Annotated in this window: 19 protein-coding genes and 1 riboswitch; of the genes, 5 read left to right on the forward strand and 14 right to left on the reverse strand. The window is 65.1% G+C overall.

Annotated elements, in window-relative coordinates; all coding sequences use genetic code 11:
• The 6 genes from gcvT to XW59_RS15240 form a co-directional block, all read right to left on the reverse strand.
• On the reverse strand, positions 1-1,104 hold the full coding sequence (gcvT, locus tag XW59_RS15215; protein ID WP_047146230.1) for a glycine cleavage system aminomethyltransferase GcvT: 1,104 nt from the start codon (positions 1,102-1,104) through the stop codon (positions 1-3).
• 149 nt (positions 1,105-1,253) lie between these two features.
• Positions 1,254-1,340: riboswitch (glycine riboswitch) on the reverse strand.
• A 106-nt stretch (positions 1,341-1,446) separates the two neighbouring features.
• Entirely contained in the window at positions 1,447-1,830 is a 384-nt protein-coding gene (locus XW59_RS15220; protein WP_047146382.1) for a helix-turn-helix transcriptional regulator, read from the reverse strand.
• Positions 1,831-2,006: 176 nt separating this feature from the next.
• On the reverse strand, positions 2,007-2,843 hold the full coding sequence (fghA, locus tag XW59_RS15225; protein ID WP_047146229.1) for an S-formylglutathione hydrolase: 837 nt from the start codon (positions 2,841-2,843) through the stop codon (positions 2,007-2,009).
• Positions 2,844-2,851: 8 nt separating this feature from the next.
• The gene (locus XW59_RS15230; RefSeq protein ID WP_047146228.1) at positions 2,852-3,496 is read right to left on the reverse strand and encodes a DUF1345 domain-containing protein; all 645 of its coding nucleotides are present in this window, start codon (positions 3,494-3,496) and stop codon (positions 2,852-2,854) included.
• The gene (locus XW59_RS15235) at positions 3,493-3,978 is read right to left on the reverse strand and encodes a YaiI/YqxD family protein (RefSeq protein WP_047146227.1); all 486 of its coding nucleotides are present in this window, start codon (positions 3,976-3,978) and stop codon (positions 3,493-3,495) included. The genes XW59_RS15230 and XW59_RS15235 overlap by 4 nt, the downstream gene beginning before the upstream one ends.
• Positions 3,975-5,102, reverse strand: coding sequence for an S-(hydroxymethyl)glutathione dehydrogenase/class III alcohol dehydrogenase (locus tag XW59_RS15240; RefSeq protein ID WP_047146226.1), 1,128 nt, complete (start codon positions 5,100-5,102; stop codon positions 3,975-3,977). Before XW59_RS15240 ends, XW59_RS15235 begins: the two co-directional genes overlap by 4 nt.
• Positions 5,103-5,311: 209 nt before the next feature.
• On the opposite strand from XW59_RS15240, the gene dnaE reads away from it, so the two are divergent.
• Positions 5,312-8,842: a DNA polymerase III subunit alpha gene (gene dnaE / locus XW59_RS15245; RefSeq protein WP_047146225.1), complete on the forward strand. Its 3,531-nt coding sequence runs from the start codon at positions 5,312-5,314 to the stop codon at positions 8,840-8,842.
• Positions 8,843-8,849: 7 nt separating this feature from the next.
• Complete coding sequence (locus tag XW59_RS15250; protein WP_170990160.1) at positions 8,850-9,365, forward strand: GNAT family N-acetyltransferase; 516 nt, start codon at positions 8,850-8,852, stop codon at positions 9,363-9,365.
• 24 nt (positions 9,366-9,389) lie between these two features.
• On the opposite strand, the gene XW59_RS15255 is transcribed toward XW59_RS15250, so the two are convergent.
• Positions 9,390-10,712: a DNA polymerase IV gene (locus XW59_RS15255; protein WP_137327033.1), complete on the reverse strand. Its 1,323-nt coding sequence runs from the start codon at positions 10,710-10,712 to the stop codon at positions 9,390-9,392.
• A 92-nt stretch (positions 10,713-10,804) separates the two neighbouring features.
• On the opposite strand from XW59_RS15255, the gene XW59_RS15260 reads away from it, so the two are divergent.
• A complete protein-coding gene (locus XW59_RS15260) occupies positions 10,805-11,401 on the forward strand; it encodes a GNAT family N-acetyltransferase (protein ID WP_047146223.1) in 597 nt (198 codons plus the stop codon).
• Between the two features lie 34 nt (positions 11,402-11,435).
• Here the strand turns inward: XW59_RS15260 and XW59_RS15265 are convergent, their stop codons facing one another.
• Entirely contained in the window at positions 11,436-12,089 is a 654-nt protein-coding gene (locus XW59_RS15265; RefSeq protein WP_047146222.1) for a hypothetical protein, read from the reverse strand.
• On the reverse strand, positions 12,086-12,382 hold the full coding sequence (locus XW59_RS15270) for a DUF3572 domain-containing protein (protein WP_047146221.1): 297 nt from the start codon (positions 12,380-12,382) through the stop codon (positions 12,086-12,088). The genes XW59_RS15265 and XW59_RS15270 overlap by 4 nt, the downstream gene beginning before the upstream one ends.
• A gap of 232 nt (positions 12,383-12,614) precedes the next feature.
• Between XW59_RS15270 and XW59_RS15275 the strand changes: the two genes are divergently transcribed.
• Positions 12,615-12,986 (forward strand): response regulator, encoded by a 372-nt coding sequence (locus XW59_RS15275; protein ID WP_047146380.1) that lies wholly within the window; start codon positions 12,615-12,617, stop codon positions 12,984-12,986.
• Between the two features lie 37 nt (positions 12,987-13,023).
• Positions 13,024-14,397 (forward strand): PleD family two-component system response regulator, encoded by a 1,374-nt coding sequence (locus tag XW59_RS15280; RefSeq protein ID WP_047146379.1) that lies wholly within the window; start codon positions 13,024-13,026, stop codon positions 14,395-14,397.
• Between the two features lie 381 nt (positions 14,398-14,778).
• Here the strand turns inward: XW59_RS15280 and rpmG are convergent, their stop codons facing one another.
• The 5 genes from rpmG to rnr all read right to left on the reverse strand — a co-directional run bounded on the left by rpmG (position 14,779) and on the right by rnr (position 19,793).
• Positions 14,779-14,946 (reverse strand): 50S ribosomal protein L33, encoded by a 168-nt coding sequence (rpmG, locus tag XW59_RS15285; protein WP_047146220.1) that lies wholly within the window; start codon positions 14,944-14,946, stop codon positions 14,779-14,781.
• A 102-nt stretch (positions 14,947-15,048) separates the two neighbouring features.
• Positions 15,049-16,194, reverse strand: a complete 1,146-nt coding sequence (locus XW59_RS15290; protein ID WP_170990164.1) for an MFS transporter — start codon at positions 16,192-16,194, stop codon at positions 15,049-15,051.
• A gap of 55 nt (positions 16,195-16,249) precedes the next feature.
• On the reverse strand, positions 16,250-16,990 hold the full coding sequence (locus tag XW59_RS15295; protein ID WP_047146219.1) for an NUDIX hydrolase: 741 nt from the start codon (positions 16,988-16,990) through the stop codon (positions 16,250-16,252).
• Positions 16,991-17,043: 53 nt separating this feature from the next.
• A complete protein-coding gene (locus XW59_RS15300; RefSeq protein ID WP_047146218.1) occupies positions 17,044-17,475 on the reverse strand; it encodes a DUF983 domain-containing protein in 432 nt (143 codons plus the stop codon).
• Positions 17,475-19,793, reverse strand: coding sequence for a ribonuclease R (gene rnr, locus XW59_RS15305; RefSeq protein WP_047146217.1), 2,319 nt, complete (start codon positions 19,791-19,793; stop codon positions 17,475-17,477). The genes XW59_RS15300 and rnr overlap by 1 nt, the downstream gene beginning before the upstream one ends.

A 19,793-nucleotide genomic window follows, 5' to 3' on the forward strand; every position in this document is an offset into this window, starting at 1 on the left:
TTATCCTTTGCGGTAGCGATGCGGAGTGAAGGGAAGTGGATGGATTTCGACCGGAAGCCGGTTGCCCCGCACCTCCGCGAAAAGCTTGGTGCAGGGCTTCGCCTGCGATGCGGACACATAGCCCATGGCGACGGGGAAGCCGGCCCAAGGTCCGAACCCGCCGGACGTGACGCGGCCGGTGGGATTGCCCGCCTCATCGAAGAGCGCGACGCCGGCGCGTACTGGCTGCCGGCCCTCGGGCTTCAGGCCGACGCGCTTTTCCTTAGCGCCCGCGGCGATCGCCGTGCGCAATGCGTCGGCGCCGACGAAAGCGCCGCTCTCGCGCAGGTCTTTCGGGATTGCCCACATGAGCCCGGCGTCCACCGGGTTGATGGAGGTGTCGATGTCCTGGCCGTGGAGGCAAAGCCCCGCCTCGAGTCGCAGGCTGTCGCGTGCGGCAAGGCCGATCCATTCGATGCGTTCGTCGGCGATGAGCCTGTCGGCGAGCGCGCGGGCTTGCGCGGGCGGCACCGCCACCTCGAAGCCGTCCTCACCGGTATAGCCGGAACGGCTGGCGAACCAGTCCGGCCGCGGCTCCGTGCCGTGCATGAAGGTGAGGGCGCCGAGGTCGAGGCCGGCATCGCGCAGCGCCGTTTCGGCGGCCGGTCCCTGGAGGGCTAGGAAGACGCGGTCGAGCGGCTCGATCCTGCAATCGTATCCGGCCGCGATTTGGCGCAGATGCGCCTCGTCGGTCGCGGCGTTGCCGGCATTCGCCACGACCATGAAGCGCTTGGCGCCGAGCCGGGTGACGATCAAATCGTCGATGATGCCGGCCCCGTCGTCGAGGAAGAAAGTGTATTTCGACTGGCCGTCCTCGATCAGGCCGGTATCGATCGGGCAGGCGCGCTCCAAGACCTTGCCTGCCTCCGGGCCCGTCACGAGGAACAGCTTCATGTGCGAGATGTCGAAAAGCCCGGCCTTCTCGCGGGTATGAAGATGTTCCTTCAGCACGCCGAGCGGATAGGTGATGGGCATCGACCAGCCGGCGAATGCGCCGAAACGCGCGCCGGCCCGCTCGTGCAGCTCTTTCAAGGGAAGTTCAAACAGTTCGCCCGTATCGCTCAATCAAGCCTCCAGAGTCGCACGATTCCCGCCGCAAAAGCAGCGATTCGCGCCCCTCTGTCTGAAGCCTGAGAGACTCGCGCAACCGGAACCCTGTCGGCGGCGCTTACACCTTCGGCGCGGGGGCATACCCCGACTTTCCAGAGCGTCTTGACCCGTCTACGGTTCTTTTGCCTGAGAGATTTCGGGCGATTTCCCCTTCGGCGGCAGCTTTCGCTGCTCTCTCCCGCAGACCGGCAGGGCGTGAGCCCTCGACGAAGCGAAACTAGCCGAATCGGCAGGTAATGTCACCTGCCGGCCTGAAGAAAGCCGTGGGTAGTTTCCGCTGTCCGGAAATTCCGATCCTCAGGCGCGTTGTTCCAGGCGCTTCAGATCGCTTTCTATCTGCCTGATGATGCTGGATGTTTCCTGCTGGAGGCGTCGCAGGCGGTCGAGCTGCAGGGAAACGTTTTCCGCGACGGCGTTGCCGTCGTCCTCTGCGGGCGAGGTGCCGACGCCGTGAAGCAGCCAGGAAAGGCTGACGCCGAGAATGCCGGCCAGCATGTTCAGCCGGTTGGCTCGCGGCTGGGAACGGTCGCTTTCCCAGGCCTGAATGGTCGATTGCTGCACGCCGAGCCGTCTGGCGAGTTGCTGGGAGCTGATGCCGGTTGCATCCCGTGCGCGGGAAAGGCGTCCGCCCAAAGTGTCGAAATCGGGGGTTTCGGAATAGATCGTCGTGGTGTCGGGCACCCGTCCCACCTCCAGTTTTTTTAGATAAGCCCGCGGAGAAATGCGGGAGCGAAGGCCGGTAGCATGGGCCAGCCGGCGCCGGAAGGCAACCTTTCGCGCGGAAAGGATTGCCCGCGTTGCCAATGCAAAAGGCCAAGGCGTTTATGAAAACAGTGCCTTAGCCGCTGCAAATCAGATCATGCGGCAAGCCGCTCCGCATGCCATTTCAGGTGGTCTTCCATGAAGGTCGAGATGAAGAAGTAGGAATGGTCGTAGCCCTCCTGCATGCGCGACGTGAGCGCGATGCCGGTTCCCTCGATGGCCGTCTCGAGGAGCCACGGCCGCAACCCGCTGTCGAGGAAGCCGTCGGCCGTGCCCTGGTCGACGAGGAATTCGGGGAACCGGGCTCCGTCTTCCACCAATGCGCAGGCGTCATAGGGGCGCCAGGCCGCCTGGTCGGCGCCGAGATATCTTTCGAACGCGGTCTTCGACCAGTCTGCCGTCATCGGATTGACGATCGGCGCGAAGGCCGAGCAGCTTCTGAAGCGATCCGGGTTCCTCAGCGCGATGGTCATCGCGCCGTGTCCGCCCATGGAATGGCCGAAGATCGACTGGCGCGTCATGTCGGCCGGGAATTTTTCGGCGATCAGTGCCGGAAGCTCCTCGGTGAGATAGGAATACATGCGGTAGTTGCGGGAAAACGGCTTTTCGGTCGCGTCGACGTAGAAGCCCGCGCCCGAGCCGAACTGCCAATTGTCCTTTTCGTCGGGCACGTCCTCGCCGCGCGGACTCGTGTCGGGGCAGATCACGATCAGGCCGAGCTCGGCGGCCATGCGCCGATACTCGCCCTTTTCCATGACGTTGGCATGGGTGCAGGTGAGGCCGGAAAGATACCAGACGACCGGGCAGGGACCTTTGGCGGCCTGCGGCGGGACGAAGACGGCGAAGGTCATGTCGCAGTCGCAGCTTTGCGATGCGTGCGAATAGACGCCCTGGACGCCGCCATGGGATTTCGAGGTGGAGATGGTCTTCATGTCGGTCCTCAATTGCCGAGGCTGACGGCGGCATTGACCGCGGCGGCCACCAGCACGGTGTTGAAAAAGAAGGAAACGACCGCGTGCAGGATATTGATCCTGCGCATGGCGTGGGTGGTTATCTGAACGTCAGAGGTCTGTGCGGTCATGCCGATGACGAGGGAGAAATAGACGAAATCGACGCCGCGCGGCTCCTTCGTGCCCGGAAATTCCAGCCCGCGCATCGAATCGTCCGCCGCCGCGGTGCTCCTGTCGGGTTGCCAATAGGCATGCGCGTAGTGGATCGCGGCCATGATGTGGATCGTCAGCCAGCCGAGCGGCACGGCCGCGATCGTCAGGATCAGCGGCACGAACCCCGGGCGCGTGCCAGCGTTGAGCATGACGAAGAGCGAGATCACCGCCACGATCACGGCGCTGAAGGTGACGAGGAAGATGATCCAGACGGGAACGTCGTCGCTCGCGGCGTGCTTGCGCAGGGATTGCGCCGTCAGACGCGGCAGCCGCGCAAGCGTGAGAAGCAGATAGGTGGCGAAGAAGGCGTTCGCGGCAATCACCGTCGCGAGCAGGGGATCGAACCGGACCGACGCCGCGAAGGCGGCGGCGCCGGTGCCGGCGGCGAGGTAGAACGGAAAATGCCGGTTGGAGGTTCTCATGGCGAGCGGGCGCGGATCGCCCTGCGGCAGGCCTGGTCGAGCGCGCCGAGGAAGGCGGAGCGGTCGCGGGCCGAAAAGCCGGCATTGTAGCCCTTTATCTCGCCGGTCTCGCGCAGATGCTGTTTCAGATCCCGCATCGCGACGGCAAGCCCGATCGATTCCGGCGTGAACGGCTTGCCGGTCATGCCGAGAACGTGGCAGCCGAGCGCCACGGTGCGGGAGGCGAGCGGGATGTCGGCGGTGATGACGATATCGTTCGCGCCGGCGTGCTCCACGATCCAGTCGTCGGCGGCGTCCGCGCCCTTCGCCACGACGACATTGCGGATCATCGGGTCGCGCGAGGGCCGCAGGCCGCCATTGGCGACGAAGGTCACGATCAGGCCGTGCCGCTCGGCCACCTTGACGACCTCCTCCTTGACCGGGCAGGCGTCGGCATCGACGTAGATCGCCGGCGCGCCGCCCGGGTTTTCGTCTGCCGTCAATATACCACCACGCTTCGGATGCTCTCGCCGGCATGCATGAGGTCGAAGCCCTTGTTGATCTCGTCGAGCGAAAGAGTGTGCGTGATCATCGGGTCGATCTCGATCTTGCCCTCCATGTACCAGTCGACGATCCTCGGAACGTCGGTGCGGCCGCGTGCGCCGCCGAAGGCGGTGCCCTTCCAGACGCGGCCGGTGACGAGCTGGAACGGTCGGGTGGCGATTTCCTGGCCGGCGCCGGCAACGCCGATGACGATCGATTCGCCCCAGCCGCGATGAGCGCATTCGAGGGCCTGGCGCATGACCTTGACGTTGCCCGTGCAGTCGAACGTGTAGTCGGCTCCGCCGATCAGGTCGGCGCCGCGCTTGGTCATGTTGACGATATGGGAAACGATGTCGCCGTCGATCTCGGTCGGATTGACGAAATGGGTCATGCCGAAGCGCTCGCCCCATTCCTTCTTGTCGTTGTTGAGATCCACGCCGATGATCATGTCGGCTCCGGCGAGCCTGAGGCCCTGGATGACGTTGAGACCGATGCCGCCGAGGCCGAAGACGGCGGCCGTCGCGCCGATCTCCACCTTGGCCGTGTTGATGACGGCGCCGATGCCCGTCGTTACGCCGCAGCCGATGTAGCAGATCTTGTCGAAAGGCGCGTCCGGATTGACCTTGGCGACGGCGATCTCGGGCAGCACGGTGTGGTTCGCGAAGGTCGAGCAGCCCATATAGTGGAAGATCTTGTCCTTGCCGATCGAGAAGCGCGAAGTGCCGTCGGGCATCAGGCCCTGGCCCTGCGTGGCGCGGATCGCTGTGCACAGGTTGGTCTTGCGCGACAGGCAGGAGGGGCACTGGCGGCATTCGGGCGTATAGAGCGGGATGACGTGGTCGCCCTTCTTCAGGCTGGTCACGCCGGGCCCGACATCGACGACCACGCCCGCGCCCTCATGACCGAGGATGGCGGGAAAGATGCCTTCCGGGTCGGCACCCGAAAGCGTGAACTCGTCGGTGTGGCAGATGCCGGTCGCCTTGACCTCGATCAGTACCTCGCCCTCGCGCGGACCTTCGAGGTCGACTTCCATGATCTCGAGCGGCTTTCCTGCGGCGACGGCTACGGCGGCACGTGTTTTCATGCGTTTTCTCCCTGAAGATTGCACGCAGCGTTTCAGTTTTTGTGCCCGCGATCAAGCTTCGGCGAAGAGGCGGAAGGACGCATGAACGCGGGTGCGCCGACATAGTCGATTCGGGGGACAGGAAGGAGTGCCGCGCGGTGGCGGGTGGACTTGTCTTCGCCAATGCCGAACAATAAATGCGATTCCTTCTGAGACGGCGGCAAAGACCCATGGCAGGCGAAATACGCACGCGCGATCCCATTCTTCGCGAAGCTCGCGGGGCAGGCGCCCCCGAGGCCGTCGAGACGCGAAATTTCATCCACCTTCGTGTGCATTCGGCCTATTCGCTGCTGGAAGGAGCGCTGCCGATCGGCAAGATCGTCGGCCACGCGGTGAAGGACGGCGCGCCCGCCATCGCCATCACCGATACCAACAATCTGTTCGGCGCGCTCGAATTCGCTCAGAAGGCGATCAAGGACGGCGTGCAGCCGATCATCGGCTGTCAACTCGACGTCGCTTTCGCCGATGCCGCCGCCGAAGCGCATCGCAACGCCTCGCGCCGCCACGGTCCCGCACTCGCGCCGCTGGTGCTGATCGCCGCAAACGAGACCGGCTATGCCAATCTCGTGCGGCTCGTCAGCCGGGCCTATCTCGACCTTCCGGCCGGCGAACCGCCGCATATTCTGGCCGAATGGCTGGCGGACAGCGCCGAGGGCATCATCTGCCTGACCGGCGGCCCCAAGGGCGCGATCGGTCAGCCGCTCAAGGCCGATCAGGCAGCGGCGGCGGAAGCGCGTCTCGCCTATCTCTCGGGTTGCTTCGGCGACAGGCTCTATGTCGAGCTCCAGCGTCACCGCGGCCACGATCGCGGCCTGGAGATCGCGATGGTGGAGCTCGCCTACAAGCACGACCTGCCGCTGGTGGCCACCAATGACGCCTATTTTCCCGTGGACGACGACTACGAGGCGCATGACGCGCTGCTCGCGATCGCGGAAGGGTCGGTCGTCGCGGTGGACGACCGCCGCCGGCTGACGTCCGACCATCATCTGAAATCGCAGCAGGACATGGTGACGCTTTTCGCCGACCTGCCGGAGGCGATCGATTCCACGATCGAGATCGCCAAGCGCTGCTCCTACTACCCGAGGACGCGCGCTCCGATCCTGCCGCGTTTCACCGGCGGCGATGCGACCGATGCCGAGGCCGCGCTTCAGGCCGAAGCCGACGAGCTTGCGCGCCAGGCCCGAGACGGGCTCGAGGCGCGCCTTGCCACGCACGGCCCGACCGAGGGCTATACGGTCGAGCAGTATCGCGAGCGGCTGGAGTTCGAGATTTCGATCATCACCCGGATGAAGTTTCCGGGCTACTTCCTCATAGTTGCCGACTTCATCAAATGGGCGAAGGCGCACGACATACCCGTCGGCCCCGGGCGCGGCTCGGGCGCGGGCTCGCTGGTCGCCTACGCGCTCACCATCACCGATGTCGACCCGCTGCGCTTCTCGCTGCTGTTCGAGCGCTTCCTCAACCCCGACCGCGTTTCGATGCCCGACTTCGACATCGACTTCTGCCAGGACCGCCGCGAGGAGGTCATCCGCTACGTCCAGGAGAAGTATGGTCGCGACCAGGTCGGCCAGATTATCACCTTCGGAACGCTGCAGGCGCGCGCGGTGCTGCGCGACGTCGGCCGCGTACTGCAGATGCCCTACGGACAGGTCGACCGGCTCTGCAAGATGGTGCCGGCCAATCCGGCCAATCCCGTCAAGCTGAAGGACGCGATCGAGGGCGAGCCGCGCTTTGCCGAGGAGGTCGAGAAGGAACCGATCGTCCAGACGCTGCTCGACACGGCGCAGAAGCTCGAGGGTCTCTACCGGCACGCCTCGACGCACGCCGCCGGCATCGTCATCGGCGACCGTCCGTTGTCCGAACTGGTGCCGATGTACCGCGATCCGCGCTCCGACATGCCGGTGACCCAGTTCAACATGAAATGGGTGGAGCAGGCGGGGCTGGTGAAGTTCGACTTCCTCGGCCTGAAGACGCTGACCGTGCTTGAGACGGCGGTGAAGCTGATCCGCCGCCGCGGCGTCCAGATCGACCTGTCGAAGATCCCGCTCGACGACGCGGAAACCTACGCCATGCTGTCGCGCGGCGAGGTGGTCGGCGTGTTTCAGGTGGAATCCGCGGGCATGCGCAAGGCCCTCATCGGCATGCGGCCCGACCGCATCGAGGACATCATCGCGCTGGTGGCGCTCTACCGGCCGGGCCCGATGGAGAACATCCCCACCTACAATGCGCGCAAGCACAAGGAAGAAGAGATCGCGTCGATCCACCCCAAGATCGACCATCTGGTGCAGGAGACGCAGGGCGTCATCGTCTACCAGGAACAGGTGATGCAGATCGCGCAGGAGCTTGCCGGCTATTCGCTCGGCGAAGCCGACCTTCTGCGCCGCGCCATGGGCAAGAAGATCCGCGCCGAGATGGACAAGCAGCGTGTCCGCTTCGTCGAGGGCGCGGTGGAGCGTGGTGTTTCCAAGCCGCAGGCCGACTTCATCTTCGACCTGCTGGCGAAGTTCGCCGACTACGGCTTCAACAAATCGCACGCCGCCGCCTACGCCATCGTTTCCTACCAGACCGCCTATCTGAAGGCGCATTATCCGGTCGAGTTCCTCGCTGCGTCGATGACGCTCGACATGAACAACACCGACAAGCTCGCCGATTTCCGCCAGGATGCGATTCGTCTCGGTATCGAGGTCGTGCCGCCGTCGGTGACGACCTCCTATCTGCCTTTCGAGGTCGGCGAAAACCGGATCTTCTACTCGCTCGCCGCCATCAAGGGCGTGGGCGAGGCCGCCGTCGACCACATCGTCGCCAGGCGCGAGGAAAAACCGTTCGCGAGCCTTGAGGATTTCTGCGAGCGCATCGATCCGCGCATCGTGGGAAAACGTGTCTTCGAAAGCCTGATCGCGGCTGGCGCGTTCGACTGCTTCGGCCATGACCGCGCAGCCCTCATGGCCGGACTGGAGCGCATGATGGGTATGGCCGCGCGCGCGCAGGAGAACGCCGTCTCCGGCCAGACCGACATTTTCGGCGCCGCCTTCGGCGCGCAGCCCGAGCAGTTGCGCCTGCCGGCGGCCGAGCCGTGGCTGCCGGCCGAAAGGCTGCACCGCGAGTTCAATGCCGTGGGTTTCTACCTGTCCGCTCATCCGCTCGACGAATACAAGCAGATGCTGGAAAAGATGCGCGCGCAGGGCTGGGCCGACTTCCAGCTCGCCGTCAAGCGCGGCGCGACCGCCGGGCGCCTCGCCGGCACCATCACCGCCAAGCAGGAGCGCAAGACACGCACCGGCAACAAGATGTGCGTCGTCCAGCTTTCCGACGCGACCGGCCAATATGAGGCGGTGCTCTTCTCCGAAGGGCTGGCGCAGTATCGCGACCTGATCGAGCCGGGCAAGTCGGTGGTGATCACCGTCGCCGCCGAGGACCGGCCGGAAGGCGTCAATCTGCGTGTCCAGACCATGCAGTCACTGGAGGACGAGGCAAGCCGCATCCAGAAGGCGCTGCGCGTCTATCTGCGCGATTCCGGCCCGGTCTCCATGCTCGCCGGCCAGCTCGGCCAGAGGGGGGAGGGACAGGTGAGCTTCGTCGTCATCAAGGAGGCGGGGCAGGGCGAGATCGAAATCGAGCTGCCCGACCGCTATCGCATCTCGCCGCAGGTCGCCTCGGCGATGCGCGCGGTGCCGGGTGTTGTCGAGGTGGAACTGGTGTGAGGGGCTAGTGAAGCGGACGCCGGTGATCTCAACTTCGCGGCTGCGCTTATGCCCCTTCCGCCAGGGCGATCTCCGGCTTTTGGTGTCTTTACATGGCGATCCGCTCGTTCAGCGTTTCCTGACTTTCGAGAACGAGGTTTGGGATGAAGCCGTCCTGCGCGACAAGCTCGATCTCTATCGCCGAGACTACAGCCGGTATGGCTGGTCAAAGTTCGCTGTCTTCGATCTTGACGGTGATTTCGTGGGTCGCGCCGGTTTTGGTCGGTTTGAGGATACGGGTGAATCGGAGCTGGGTTTCAGCTTCAAGAGGGCGGTGTGGGGCAGGGGATACGCAAGCGAAGCCGATCTTGCCCTTGTCGAATGGATTTACGCGGCAAGCAGCGTTGATCATGTGATCGCCTTCGCCGCGGAGGATAACGTTGCCTCGCGTGCGGTGTTGGTAAAACTTGGCATGATCAGCGAGGGCACAAGGAAACTGGGCGACACTTCATTTGCCTTCTATCGTCACGACAGGCCCCACTGAGCGTGGAAATTTACATCTGATAGGCTATTCTGCCTCTTCCGCCTCGCGTGGCGGCCTGCCGCGGCTGCCCTTGCCGAAAGTGTAGCCGGTCTCGATCGCCTTGCCGCCGAATTTCTCGCGCAGCGCATCGACCGCGCCTTCGGCGAGGGCTCGCTTGCGGGCCTTGATGTCGACGAGGTCGGGCGGATCGGCCTTGCCCTCGTCCGACAGGTCGCTGACGCCGATGCCGAGCAGGCGGTATTTCGTGCCGTTCGCCTCCTTGCGGAGGAGATCGAGCCCGGTCGAGAAAATCCGGTCGGCGAGGCGGGTCGCGTCGGCGAGCTGGCGGTTGCGGGTGCGGATCTTGAAATCCTGCGTCTTCAGCTTGAGCACGACCGTGCGCCCGGCGATCCCGGCTTTCTTCAGCCGCGCGGACACTTTTTCCGAAAGCGCGCGCAGAACCGGCACGAGATCGTCCAGCGTGGCGAGGTCGGTGTCGAAGGTGGTTTCGGCGGAAACGCTCTTCGCCTCGTGCTCCGGCGACACCCGGCGCACGTCCTCGCCGCGCGACAGCCGGTAGAGCCGGTCGCCCATCGTGCCGTAGCGGCGCATCAGCTCGCCGCGCTCCATGCGCTGCAACTGGCCGATCATGCGGATGCCGTCGGCCTCGAGCGTCGCGGCGAACGCCTTGCCGACGCCCCAGATCATCGTCACCGGCTGGGCCGCGAGGAAGGAGAGAGCTTCCGCCTCGCCGATCACCGAAAAGCCGCGCGGCTTGCGGAAGTCGGAGGCGACCTTTGCCAGGAACTTGCAATAGGAGAGGCCGACCGACACGGTGATGCCGATCTCACGCTCGACCGCGCGGGCGAAATCCGCCAGCACTAGCGCCGGCGGGCGGCCGTGCAGGCGCTGGGTGCCGGAGAGGTCGAGGAAGGCCTCGTCGATCGAGATCGGCTCGACCAGAGGCGTCAGCGCCTGCATCATGGCGCGCACCTCGCGGCCGACCTTCACGTATTTCTCCATGTCCGGCTTGATCACCACCGCATCGGGGCAGGCTTCCAGCGCCTTGAACATCGGCATCGCCGAGCGCACCCCGTTGATGCGGGCGATGTAGCAGGCGGTGGAGACGACGCCGCGCTTGCCGCCGCCGATGATGACCGGCCGCTCGCGCAGCTCGGGCCGGTCGCGCTTTTCCACCGCGGCATAGAAGGCGTCGCAATCGATATGGGCGATGTCGAGCGCGTAGAGCTCGTCATGACGGACGATTCGCGGGCTGCCGCAGCTCGTGCAACGCATGCTGCGCCCCGGCTGCAGGCCCAGGCAATCGCGGCAGAAACCATGGGTCGGATCGTTGACAGGCGGCGGCATCGGTGCGAACGTATCGGGAACAAATCGAATGATAGTTCATGCTGGCACGCGCCGCAAGGAAGCGGTGCGGGACCCGGTCGTGGAGGAAGAGCATGAATGCAGCCGAGGAAATGCCGAGCTTTCGGCCACTAATGCCTGAACTGTGGCCGCAATTCGAGGAATTGTTCGGCAAGCAGGGTGCCTGCTACGGTTGCTGGTGCACGCATTTTCGGCTTCCGCCCGCCATGCGGCGCGAGAACGACCGGCAGCGCAACAAGGATTTCATCCGCGAACGCATCGAGGCCGGGCCGCCGCCGGGCATCCTGGCCTTCGAGGGCGAGCGCCCGGTCGGCTGGATGCAGATCGGGCCGCGCGCCGACGTGCCGGAGTGGAATAATTCCGGCAGGGTGTCGGCGCCGCTGATGCCCGGTGAGGCGGGCGATCCGGCCGTGTGGGCGATCTCGTGCTTTTTCATTCGCGCCAATGCGCGCGGCAGGGGGTTGACCCACAGGCTCGTCTCCGCGGGCGTGGAGTTCGCGCGCGGGAACGGTGCGCGGCTGCTCGAGGCGTGCCCCATGGATCAGTCGAAGGATTCGCGTTCGATCGGTCTTTTCGTCGGGTCCACGCGCGTCTTCGAGAAGGCCGGTTTCGAAGCCGTTGCAAGGAGAAAGGCGGGGCGGCCGCTGATGCGGCTTCAACTGAGAGGATGATGGAGAAACCCGGGATAAGCAGAGGGAACGCTTGCTAAATTCCCAGCGCAGCCTCGATCTTCGGCGTTGCCTCGCGCCAATTCTCGACAACCGTCACGCCCTCGGGCGGGGGCGGAAGCAGGTCGCGCAGCGTGTTGTCGGCCATCAGGTGGAAGAGATGCGAATCGGGAACCGATTCCTGCGCCGAGACGAGGTTGCGCGGCAGGTCGTCGACGAAGGCGACCGGCCGGTCGATTTCGCCGCGCAGACGCTTGATCGCCGGTCCCTTGGCCATCTCCGTGGTCAGCAGCGGATAGGTGAGGCCGAGGCTCTCGAGATGCGCGCGGCGTGTGTCGCGATGGCGGTGGGGCATCGCCGTCAGCATGACGATCTCGGCCCGCCTGGCGATCCCGGCCATGGCCTCCGCGGCGCCCTCGGTGAGCGTCTGCCATTCGCTCTGGCCGAGGAAGAAGGCGTCGATGAGCGCGGAAACCTGCTCCCGCTCGACGGCCTTGCCGGTCGCCACGTCGAAGACGCTGCCGTGGATGCGGAAGGTTTCGAGCCGCAGCTCGAAGCCCTGCGATTGGAGGAAGCGCGGGAAAGGACCGATGAATTCCAGCACCACGTCGTCGACATCGAGCACGAGGAGCGGCCTGTCGTCGTGCGACAGTTCCTCGATCTGGCGCAGCGTTTCGGGATCGTCGCTCATGTCGACCTTTCATAGTCATCGTTGCCGTGGGGCAGGGCGCGCAGGGCCTTGCCGACGAGCGCCGGCTCGATGCCCGCCGCCTCGGCGAAGCTCATCAGCGTCGGCTCGTGCGCGAGGATGAACTGCAGGACGCCGGCCAGGAAGCCGGGCTCGCGCGCGGCGTTGCGGATATCGGCCGCCTCGATGCCGGAAATGGCGAGGAAGCGCGGGAGAAGCTGGGGATCGGAGGCGACGAAGGCCAGCGCCTGGATTGCGAGCCCTTCCGCCGTCTCCCTGTTCATTCCGCCCTGCATGTTCATTCGTCTTTCGTCTTTCGACGCGGGTCGCCGACGTATCGGCCGACGCCGGCAGGGGATGGACTAGCCGTCCCGGCGCCTTTCGGCAAGGCGTGAAGTAGAATTGAAGGGTGGGCGATTTGTGTTTCGTCAATCATATTGGGTTACGGTGGAGAAAAGGATTCGCGGCTGGTTCGCCAAGGCTTCGGCGGGCGAGGTCGCGGACCGTGCTTGGAAAGACAGGATGGCGATGCCCAAGAAGGTGATGATCGTCGAGGACAACGAGCTCAACATGAAGCTCTTTCGCGACCTCATCGAGGCCAGCGGCTACGAGACCGTTCGCACGCGCAATGGCCTGGAGGCGCTGGATCTGGCCCGCGCGCACAAGCCGGACCTCATCCTGATGGACATACAGTTGCCGGAGGTTTCGGGCCTGGAAGTGACGAAATGGCTGAAGGAGGATGACGAGCTTCATCCCATTCCCGTCATCGCCGTCACAGCCTTCGCCATGAAGGGGGACGAGGAGCGCATTCGCCAGGGCGGCTGCGAGGCCTATATCTCCAAGCCGATCTCGGTGTCGAAGTTCATCGAAACCATCAAATCCTATCTGGGTGACGCATGACGACGCCATGTCGCCCGTTGCGGGGCCGAACGACGCCATGACCGCCCGCATCCTCGTCGTCGACGACATTCCGGCGAATGTGAAGCTCCTCGAGGTCCGGCTGCTCGCCGAATATTTCGAGGTCGTCACGGCGACGAGCGGCGAGGATGCGCTGGAAGCCTGCGAGAACGGCAAGATCGACGTGGTCCTGCTCGACGTGATGATGCCGGGCATGGACGGGTTCGAGGTCTGCCGGCGCCTGAAGGCCGACCCGGCCACGTCGCATATTCCCGTGGTGATGGTGACGGCGCTCGACCAGGGCGCCGACCGCGTGCGCGGGCTGGAGGCCGGCGCCGACGATTTTCTGACCAAACCGGTCAACGACCTGCAGCTCATGACGCGGGTGAGGAGCCTGGTGCGCCTGAAGTCGCTCACCGACGAATTGCGGCTGCGCGCCTCCACCACGCGCAATATCGGCCTCGAGGAGCTTCTCAGCCGGCGCAACGCGGCCGACGATCAGCCGGCGAAGGTTTTGCTCGTCGACGAGCGGAAAAGTTCGGCCGAACGCATCGCGCGCCTGCTGCGCGGCGTTTGCGCGCTCGATGTCGCGGAGGACGCGAATGCCGCCTTTTTCCAGGCGGTCGAGGGCGGCTATGAGTGCGTCCTCATCTCGACCGGCTTCGCCGACTACGATCCGCTGCGCCTCTGCTCGCAGTTGCGTACCTTCGACCGCACCCGTTTCATTCCCATCGTGCTGCTCGCCGGCGAGGGAGAGGAGGGGCGGCTGGTGCGCGGGCTGGAGCTCGGCGTCAACGATTATCTGACGCGCCCGATCGACCGGCAGGAGCTGATCGCCCGATTGCGCACCCAGGTGCGGCGCAAGCGCTACAACGACCATCTGCGCGCGAGTGTCGCGCAGACGATAGAGATGGCGGTGACGGACGGGCTGACCGGGCTGCACAACCGGCGCTATCTCGACAGCCATCTGGCGACCTTGTTCGAGCGCGCCTCCAGCCGTCGACGCCCGCTTTCGCTGATGATCACCGACATCGACCGCTTCAAGTCGGTCAACGACACGTGGGGCCACGACGCCGGCGACGACGTGCTGCGCGAATTCGCCTCGCGGCTCAGGAAGAACGTGCGCGGCATCGATCTCGCCTGCCGCCTGGGCGGGGAGGAGTTCGTCGTCGTTATGCCGGAAACCGAGGCTTCGGTGGCGGAAAAGGTTGCCGAGCGCATACGCGCCCAGATCGCCGCGACGCCGTTTCCGATCGGCAAGGACGGCGAGGCGATAGAGGTGACGATCAGCGTCGGCGTGGCCGGGCTGAAGCTGGCCGGCGACACCGTGGCGGATTTGATGAAGCGGGCCGACGTCGCGCTCTACGAGGCGAAGAACGGCGGCCGCAACAGGGTCGTGGCCAACGCCGCCTGAACGGGCATGAGGCGCTCGTCATGGCCAACGAAAGGCCCGCCAGCATCCCGCCGCGGCCAAAATTTACCCTATTGCCAGCGATTCGGTTCGATGGTTAAGAAATAGTTGATTTTCGATCGCCGCCGGGTAATGTCCACAGCGGCGATAGGTCGATGACGAGGGTAATCCGGTTCGACCTGTCCAATCGACACCCCATGATGCTCAGGTCCGCCGCATCTCCTGGGTCCGTGGGGTCGGTCGGCCGGCCCTGGCGCATAGTGGCCTCCTCGTACCGCTGCCAGAAAGCCGGCCGACCCCCTTATCTCCCAAAATCCCGCCATAGTCCGTGGAAACGAAAAACGCCGCCCGAAGGCGGCGTTCTGAACGTCTCGGAACCAGATCCTACTTGATCTTGGTTTCCTTGAACTCGACGTGCTTCTTCGCAATCGGGTCATATTTGCGCTTCGTCATCTTCTCGGTCATCGTGCGGCTGTTTTTGCTCGTGACGTAGAAGAAACCGGTGTCGGCAGTCGACAGAAGCTTGATCTTGATGGTCGTAGCCTTGGCCATTTGTTTCGTCCGCTATTTGAAAAACCGGTTGCCGCAGGAGAACGGGAACCAGGCCCGAATGCGGAAAACTTGGCGCGACACATAAAGAACATGCGCCGAAAGTCAAGCCCGTCCCGAACTCGATAGCCGAAAGACCGCCAGAACGAGATAGGAGCCGAAGAACAGGCAGATCGACCAGGCGAACCCGTCCGGACCGAAGAGGTCCATGCCAATGCCGATGAACTGCGGACCGAGCAGCATGCCGACGCCGTAGCAGAAGACGAAGGCGGCATTGGCGGAGGCGAGGTCGCGGCCGGAAAGGCGGGAGCCGAGATGCGCGAGCCCGATCGTGTAGAGCCCGGCCACGACGCCGCCCCAGGCGAAGAGTATGGCCGCGCTCAACGGCCAGTGGCCGGCGGTGAAGGGGAGGGCGATCATGCCGGCGAGACCCACCGCGGCGCACACCGCCAGCAGATAGCGGCGGTCGGGCATCCTGTCGCTGAGAAGACCAAGCGGTATTTGCAGGAGCACGTTGCCGAGCCCGACCGCGGTCAGGAGCAGCGCGGCGTCGGCCTCGCTGTAGCCGATGCGCGCCCCGTAGACGGGGAAGAGGGCGAAGCCGCCCGTCTCCACCGCGCCGAAGACCAGCACCGCCGCCGTCGCCATCGGCACCAGGAAGATATAGCGGGCGAGGCCGGTATTGCTTTCTCCCTTGCTCCGAATGCTCGGGCTTTCCCTGTAGGCTGCCAGGACAGGCACCGCGGCCAGCATCACGAGCGCAAAGGCAATGCCGAAGGGCAGGAAGCCGCTGCTGCCCACCTGCGCGAAGAGCCAAGGCCCGAAGGCGAAGCCGAGCGACAGCACGGTTGCATAGAGGCCGAGCACGAGGCCGCGGCGATGCGGCGGGGCGGAGCTCGAAATCCAGAACTCGGACAGGATGAACAGCACCGTGAGCGCGAAATGCAGGATCGCGCGCAACGGAAACCACATCCAGAAGGCGGGTGCGGCGTAGAAGCCGACGAAGGCGATGCCGCCGGCGACGATCATTGCCAGCATGGTCCAGACCACGCCGAAACGCGCGGCGAGCGGAATCGCGAAGGGCGCCGCCACGATCGAGGCGATGCCGGCGACCGCCGTGTTGGCGCCGATCGTCGTGGCGGAATAGCCGCGCGTTTCGAGAATCACGCTCAAGAGCGGCACCCCGAGCCCGATCGCGATGCCGACGACGCTTATCGATGCGATTGCCGCCGCGATCGACAGCCAGCGCATTTCCGCGCAGGCGCGCTCTTCGTCGGACACAATGCTTTCCATGCTTGGGGAAGTCCTAGAGGATATCGCGCCGAAAGCGGTTGTGGCGGAGGCGATAGAAGGGAACGGGACCGCCCGGCCGCAGGCTGGGATCGTCTTTCAGACGAGCCTCGATGTCGCCCAGGACGGTCCGCGTGATGGATGGGATGTCGGCGAGTTTCGCCTCGTCGATCGGCAGCCAGACGAGTTCCTCCAACTCGTTGGTGGGCCCGCCCTCGGCGAGCGCAACCGCCACGTCCTCCCTCCAGGCGGCGAGAAAGCGCGTGTCGAAGCGGCGCACGCGTCCAGGCGGCGTGATCGCGCGCGCAACGAAGCGCAGCGCCTCCAGCGACGGCTGGACGCCGTGGTCGGAAAAGCCCTGCCAGTCCGCTTTCGTCGTCTGGAACTCCCCCTTCCTGCCGATGAGCAGGCCGGCTTCCTCATAGGTTTCGCGGACGGCGGAAAGCGCGATCGCGCGGGCGCGTGTCGTGCTCGCGCGCGAGCCGGTGCCGGCCAGCTTGCGCTCCTCTTCCGGATGCAGGCCCGAGACCACCTGGATGCGGCTGTCGGCGGGGTCGGTGCGTCCGCCCGGAAAGACGAACTTGCCCGGCATGAAGGCGTGCCTCATGTGGCGGCGGCCCATCAGCACCTTGAAACGCCCGCCGGCGCGGTCCAGCAGGATCAGGGTCGCGGCATCGCGTGGCCGCTTCGGCCCGCTCCCGATGGCGAAATCCTTGCTTTCCGCCTGGTCGATTTCAGCGCGTGTCATGCCTTCCATGCCGTGTCCTCCTTGCACGCCGAAATTGCTTGGCTGGCTCCGAACATGCTGGATCAAACCTCGGGATGGGTTTCCAGCGCGTCCTCTTCGCCGCTGAAGCCATGCATTCTAAGAGCCCATTGCAGGCCGACGACCGCGCCCTTCACGGGCTGCAGCAGCGCGAGCGTGCCGACCAGCGTCAGCGGTACCCAGATCGCCAGATGCTGCCATGTCGACAGCGACACCATCGTCTCGACGCCCATGAAGGCGCCCACGACGATGTGGCCGACTATGAAGATGACGAGATAGGCCGGCAGGTCGTCGGCGCGGTGGTGATGATATTCCTCGCCGCAGCTGTCGCAGGCATTGCTCACCTTGAGAAAGGAGGAGAAAAGCCTGCCTTCGCCGCAATGCGGGCAGCGGCCGAGAAAACCCCGCCACATCGACTGCATCAGCGGGCGCTCGGCGGGCGAGCCGGCGGCCGGGCCGAAAACCTGTTCTTCCATTATCGTCTCCTTGCGCGTCCGGACTTGCCGGGTCTGCGCGGTTGAGCCCGCCGTCCCTTCGACTTGTGAAAGGACTGCTTCGATCCGGGCAGCGGCTTCGGCTCGCTCAACATCTCGAACCGCATCGCGCCGGCCATCGGCGCGACCTCGATCAGCCGAACCTCGACCTGATCGGCGAGCTGGTACCCTTTGCCCGTCCGCTCGCCGAAAAGCGCGCGCGCGGCTTCGTCGAATATATAATAGTCGTCGCCGAGCGATGACACGGGTATGAAGCCGTCCGCGCCATATTGTGGCAGCTGCACGAACAGGCCTGCCTTGGTGACGCCGGAGACGCGTCCCTGGAAACTCTCGTCGACGCGGGTTGCGAGATGGGTCGCGATCAGCCTGTCCACGGTCTCGCGCTCGGCGGCCATGGCGCGGCGTTCGGCGGTCGAGATCAGCGCGGAAATTTCCTCAAGCCGCGCTTCCTCGTCACGCGTCAGCCCTTCGTTTCCAAGGCCCAGCGAGCCGATCAGGCTGCGATGGACGATCAGATCGGCATAGCGGCGGATGGGCGAGGTGAAGTGCGCGTAGCGTCTCAGATTCAGGCCGAAATGGCCGATATTGTCGGGCGAATAGACGGCTTGGCTCTGCGAGCGCAGCACCACCTCGTTGACGAGCGCCTCATGCTCGGCACCCTCCACCCGCGACAATATGCCGTTGAACTGGGCCGGCCGCATCTGTGCTCCGCGCGCGAGCGAGATGCCCAAAGTATGCAGGAACTCGCGCAGCGATTCCTGTTTGGCGAGCGAGGGCGCGTCATGGATGCGGTAGACCAGCGGCTGCCGCTTCGCCTCGAGTGTCTCGGCGGCTGCGACGTTCGCCTGGATCATGAACTCCTCGATCAGCTTGTGAGCGTCGAGCCGGTCGGGCACGATCACGCGATCGACGGTGCCGTCCTGCTTGAGGATGATCTTGCGTTCCGGCAGATCGAGTTCGAGCGGCTGTCGTTCGTCGCGACCGCGCTTGAGCACCTTGTAGGCGTTCCACAGCGGCCTGAGAATGGGGTCGAGCAGCGGCCCTGTCTTCTCGTCCGCATTGCCGTCGATCGCCGCCTGCGCCTGGGAATAGGCGAGCTTCGCCGCGGAACGCATCATGATGCGGTGGAACGAGTGGCGGACCTTGCGGCCGTCGGCGGCGAAAGTCATGCGCACGGCGAGCGCCGGACGGTCCTCGCCCTCGCGCAGCGAGCACAGATCGTTCGAGATGCGTTCCGGGAGCATGGGGACGACGCGGTCGGGGAAATAGACGGAGTTGCCGCGCCTTAGCGCCTCGCGGTCGAGCGCGGCGCCGAAACGCACATAGGCCGCAACGTCGGCGATCGCGACGGTGACGATGAAGCCGCCGGGGTTCTTCTCGTCCGTGTCGGGCTCGGCATGGACCGCGTCGTCGTGATCCTTGGCATCGGCCGGGTCGATGGTGACGAGCGGCAGGCCGCGCCAGTCCTCGCGGCCCTTCAGCGCCGCATGCTTCGCGGCTTCCGCTTCCTCGATCACGTCCGACGGGAAGATATGGGGTATCTCGTGCGCGTGGATGGCGATCATCGAGATCGCCTTCTCGCTGGTCATCGAACCGAGGACGGTGAGCACCTTGGCCTTCGGCAGACCGTAGCGGCCGGACTTGACGGGCTCGACCTCCACCAGGTCGCCGTTCTCGGCGCCGTTCTGGAATTCCGGATCGACGATCAGCTCGGGCTGCCGGCGCTCCACGGGTTCGATCCTGAAGCTGCCGTCATGCATGCGCCGGAAGATGCCGAGCACGGCCTCCTCGCGCTTGTCGAATATCCTGATGACGCGCGCGGTGTATGCCGGGTCGGCCTCGTCGTCCGTCGGGAAAACCTTCGCGAGCACCCGGTCGCCGATGCCCGGCACCGGCCCTTTCGCCGCGCGGGGCGTCCTTATCGAAACCGTCGGAATCGACCTGTTGTCGTCATGCTGCTCGGCGGGGCGGGCGAGCAGCAGGCCGTCCGCGTCGCGGGAAAAGACGTCGAGCACGACGACATGGGGCAGGGCGCCCGGCCGTGCCATGCGCTTGGCGCGTTTCTGCAGCAGGCCCTCGTCCTGCATTTCCCGCAGGGTTTCCTTCAGCCAGACACGGCCTTCGCCCTTGAGGCCGAAGGCGCGCGCGATCTCGCGCTTGCCGCCCTGGTCAGGATTTTCGGTTATGAATTTGAGGATTTCGTCGCGCGTCGGACGATGCTCGCGGCCCTCGCCGCCGGACGCGCCTGTGCCGCGCTTCGATACGCCGCCCGCCTTGCGCCCGAAGATACGTTTGGCCAA

The organism is Aquamicrobium sp. LC103, assembly GCF_001014615.2.
Classification (GTDB): domain Bacteria; phylum Pseudomonadota; class Alphaproteobacteria; order Rhizobiales; family Rhizobiaceae; genus LBCQ02.

Coding starts and splice junctions, on each gene's coding strand:
- fghA (WP_047146229.1), bottom strand. CDS start 2,843: ATGAAGACCATCTCCACCTCGAAATCCCATGGCGGCGTCCAGGGCGTC.
- XW59_RS15230 (WP_047146228.1), bottom strand. CDS start 3,496: ATGAGAACCTCCAACCGGCATTTTCCGTTCTACCTCGCCGCCGGCACC.
- XW59_RS15240 (WP_047146226.1), bottom strand. CDS start 5,102: ATGAAAACACGTGCCGCCGTAGCCGTCGCCGCAGGAAAGCCGCTCGAG.
- dnaE (WP_047146225.1), top strand. CDS start 5,312: ATGGCAGGCGAAATACGCACGCGCGATCCCATTCTTCGCGAAGCTCGC.
- XW59_RS15255 (WP_137327033.1), bottom strand. CDS start 10,712: ATGCCGCCGCCTGTCAACGATCCGACCCATGGTTTCTGCCGCGATTGC.
- XW59_RS15260 (WP_047146223.1), top strand. CDS start 10,805: ATGAATGCAGCCGAGGAAATGCCGAGCTTTCGGCCACTAATGCCTGAA.
- XW59_RS15265 (WP_047146222.1), bottom strand. CDS start 12,089: ATGAGCGACGATCCCGAAACGCTGCGCCAGATCGAGGAACTGTCGCAC.
- XW59_RS15270 (WP_047146221.1), bottom strand. CDS start 12,382: ATGCAGGGCGGAATGAACAGGGAGACGGCGGAAGGGCTCGCAATCCAG.
- XW59_RS15275 (WP_047146380.1), top strand. CDS start 12,615: ATGCCCAAGAAGGTGATGATCGTCGAGGACAACGAGCTCAACATGAAG.
- XW59_RS15280 (WP_047146379.1), top strand. CDS start 13,024: ATGACCGCCCGCATCCTCGTCGTCGACGACATTCCGGCGAATGTGAAG.
- rpmG (WP_047146220.1), bottom strand. CDS start 14,946: ATGGCCAAGGCTACGACCATCAAGATCAAGCTTCTGTCGACTGCCGAC.
- XW59_RS15290 (WP_170990164.1), bottom strand. CDS start 16,194: ATGCGCTGGCTGTCGATCGCGGCGGCAATCGCATCGATAAGCGTCGTC.
- XW59_RS15295 (WP_047146219.1), bottom strand. CDS start 16,990: ATGGAAGGCATGACACGCGCTGAAATCGACCAGGCGGAAAGCAAGGAT.
- XW59_RS15300 (WP_047146218.1), bottom strand. CDS start 17,475: ATGGAAGAACAGGTTTTCGGCCCGGCCGCCGGCTCGCCCGCCGAGCGC.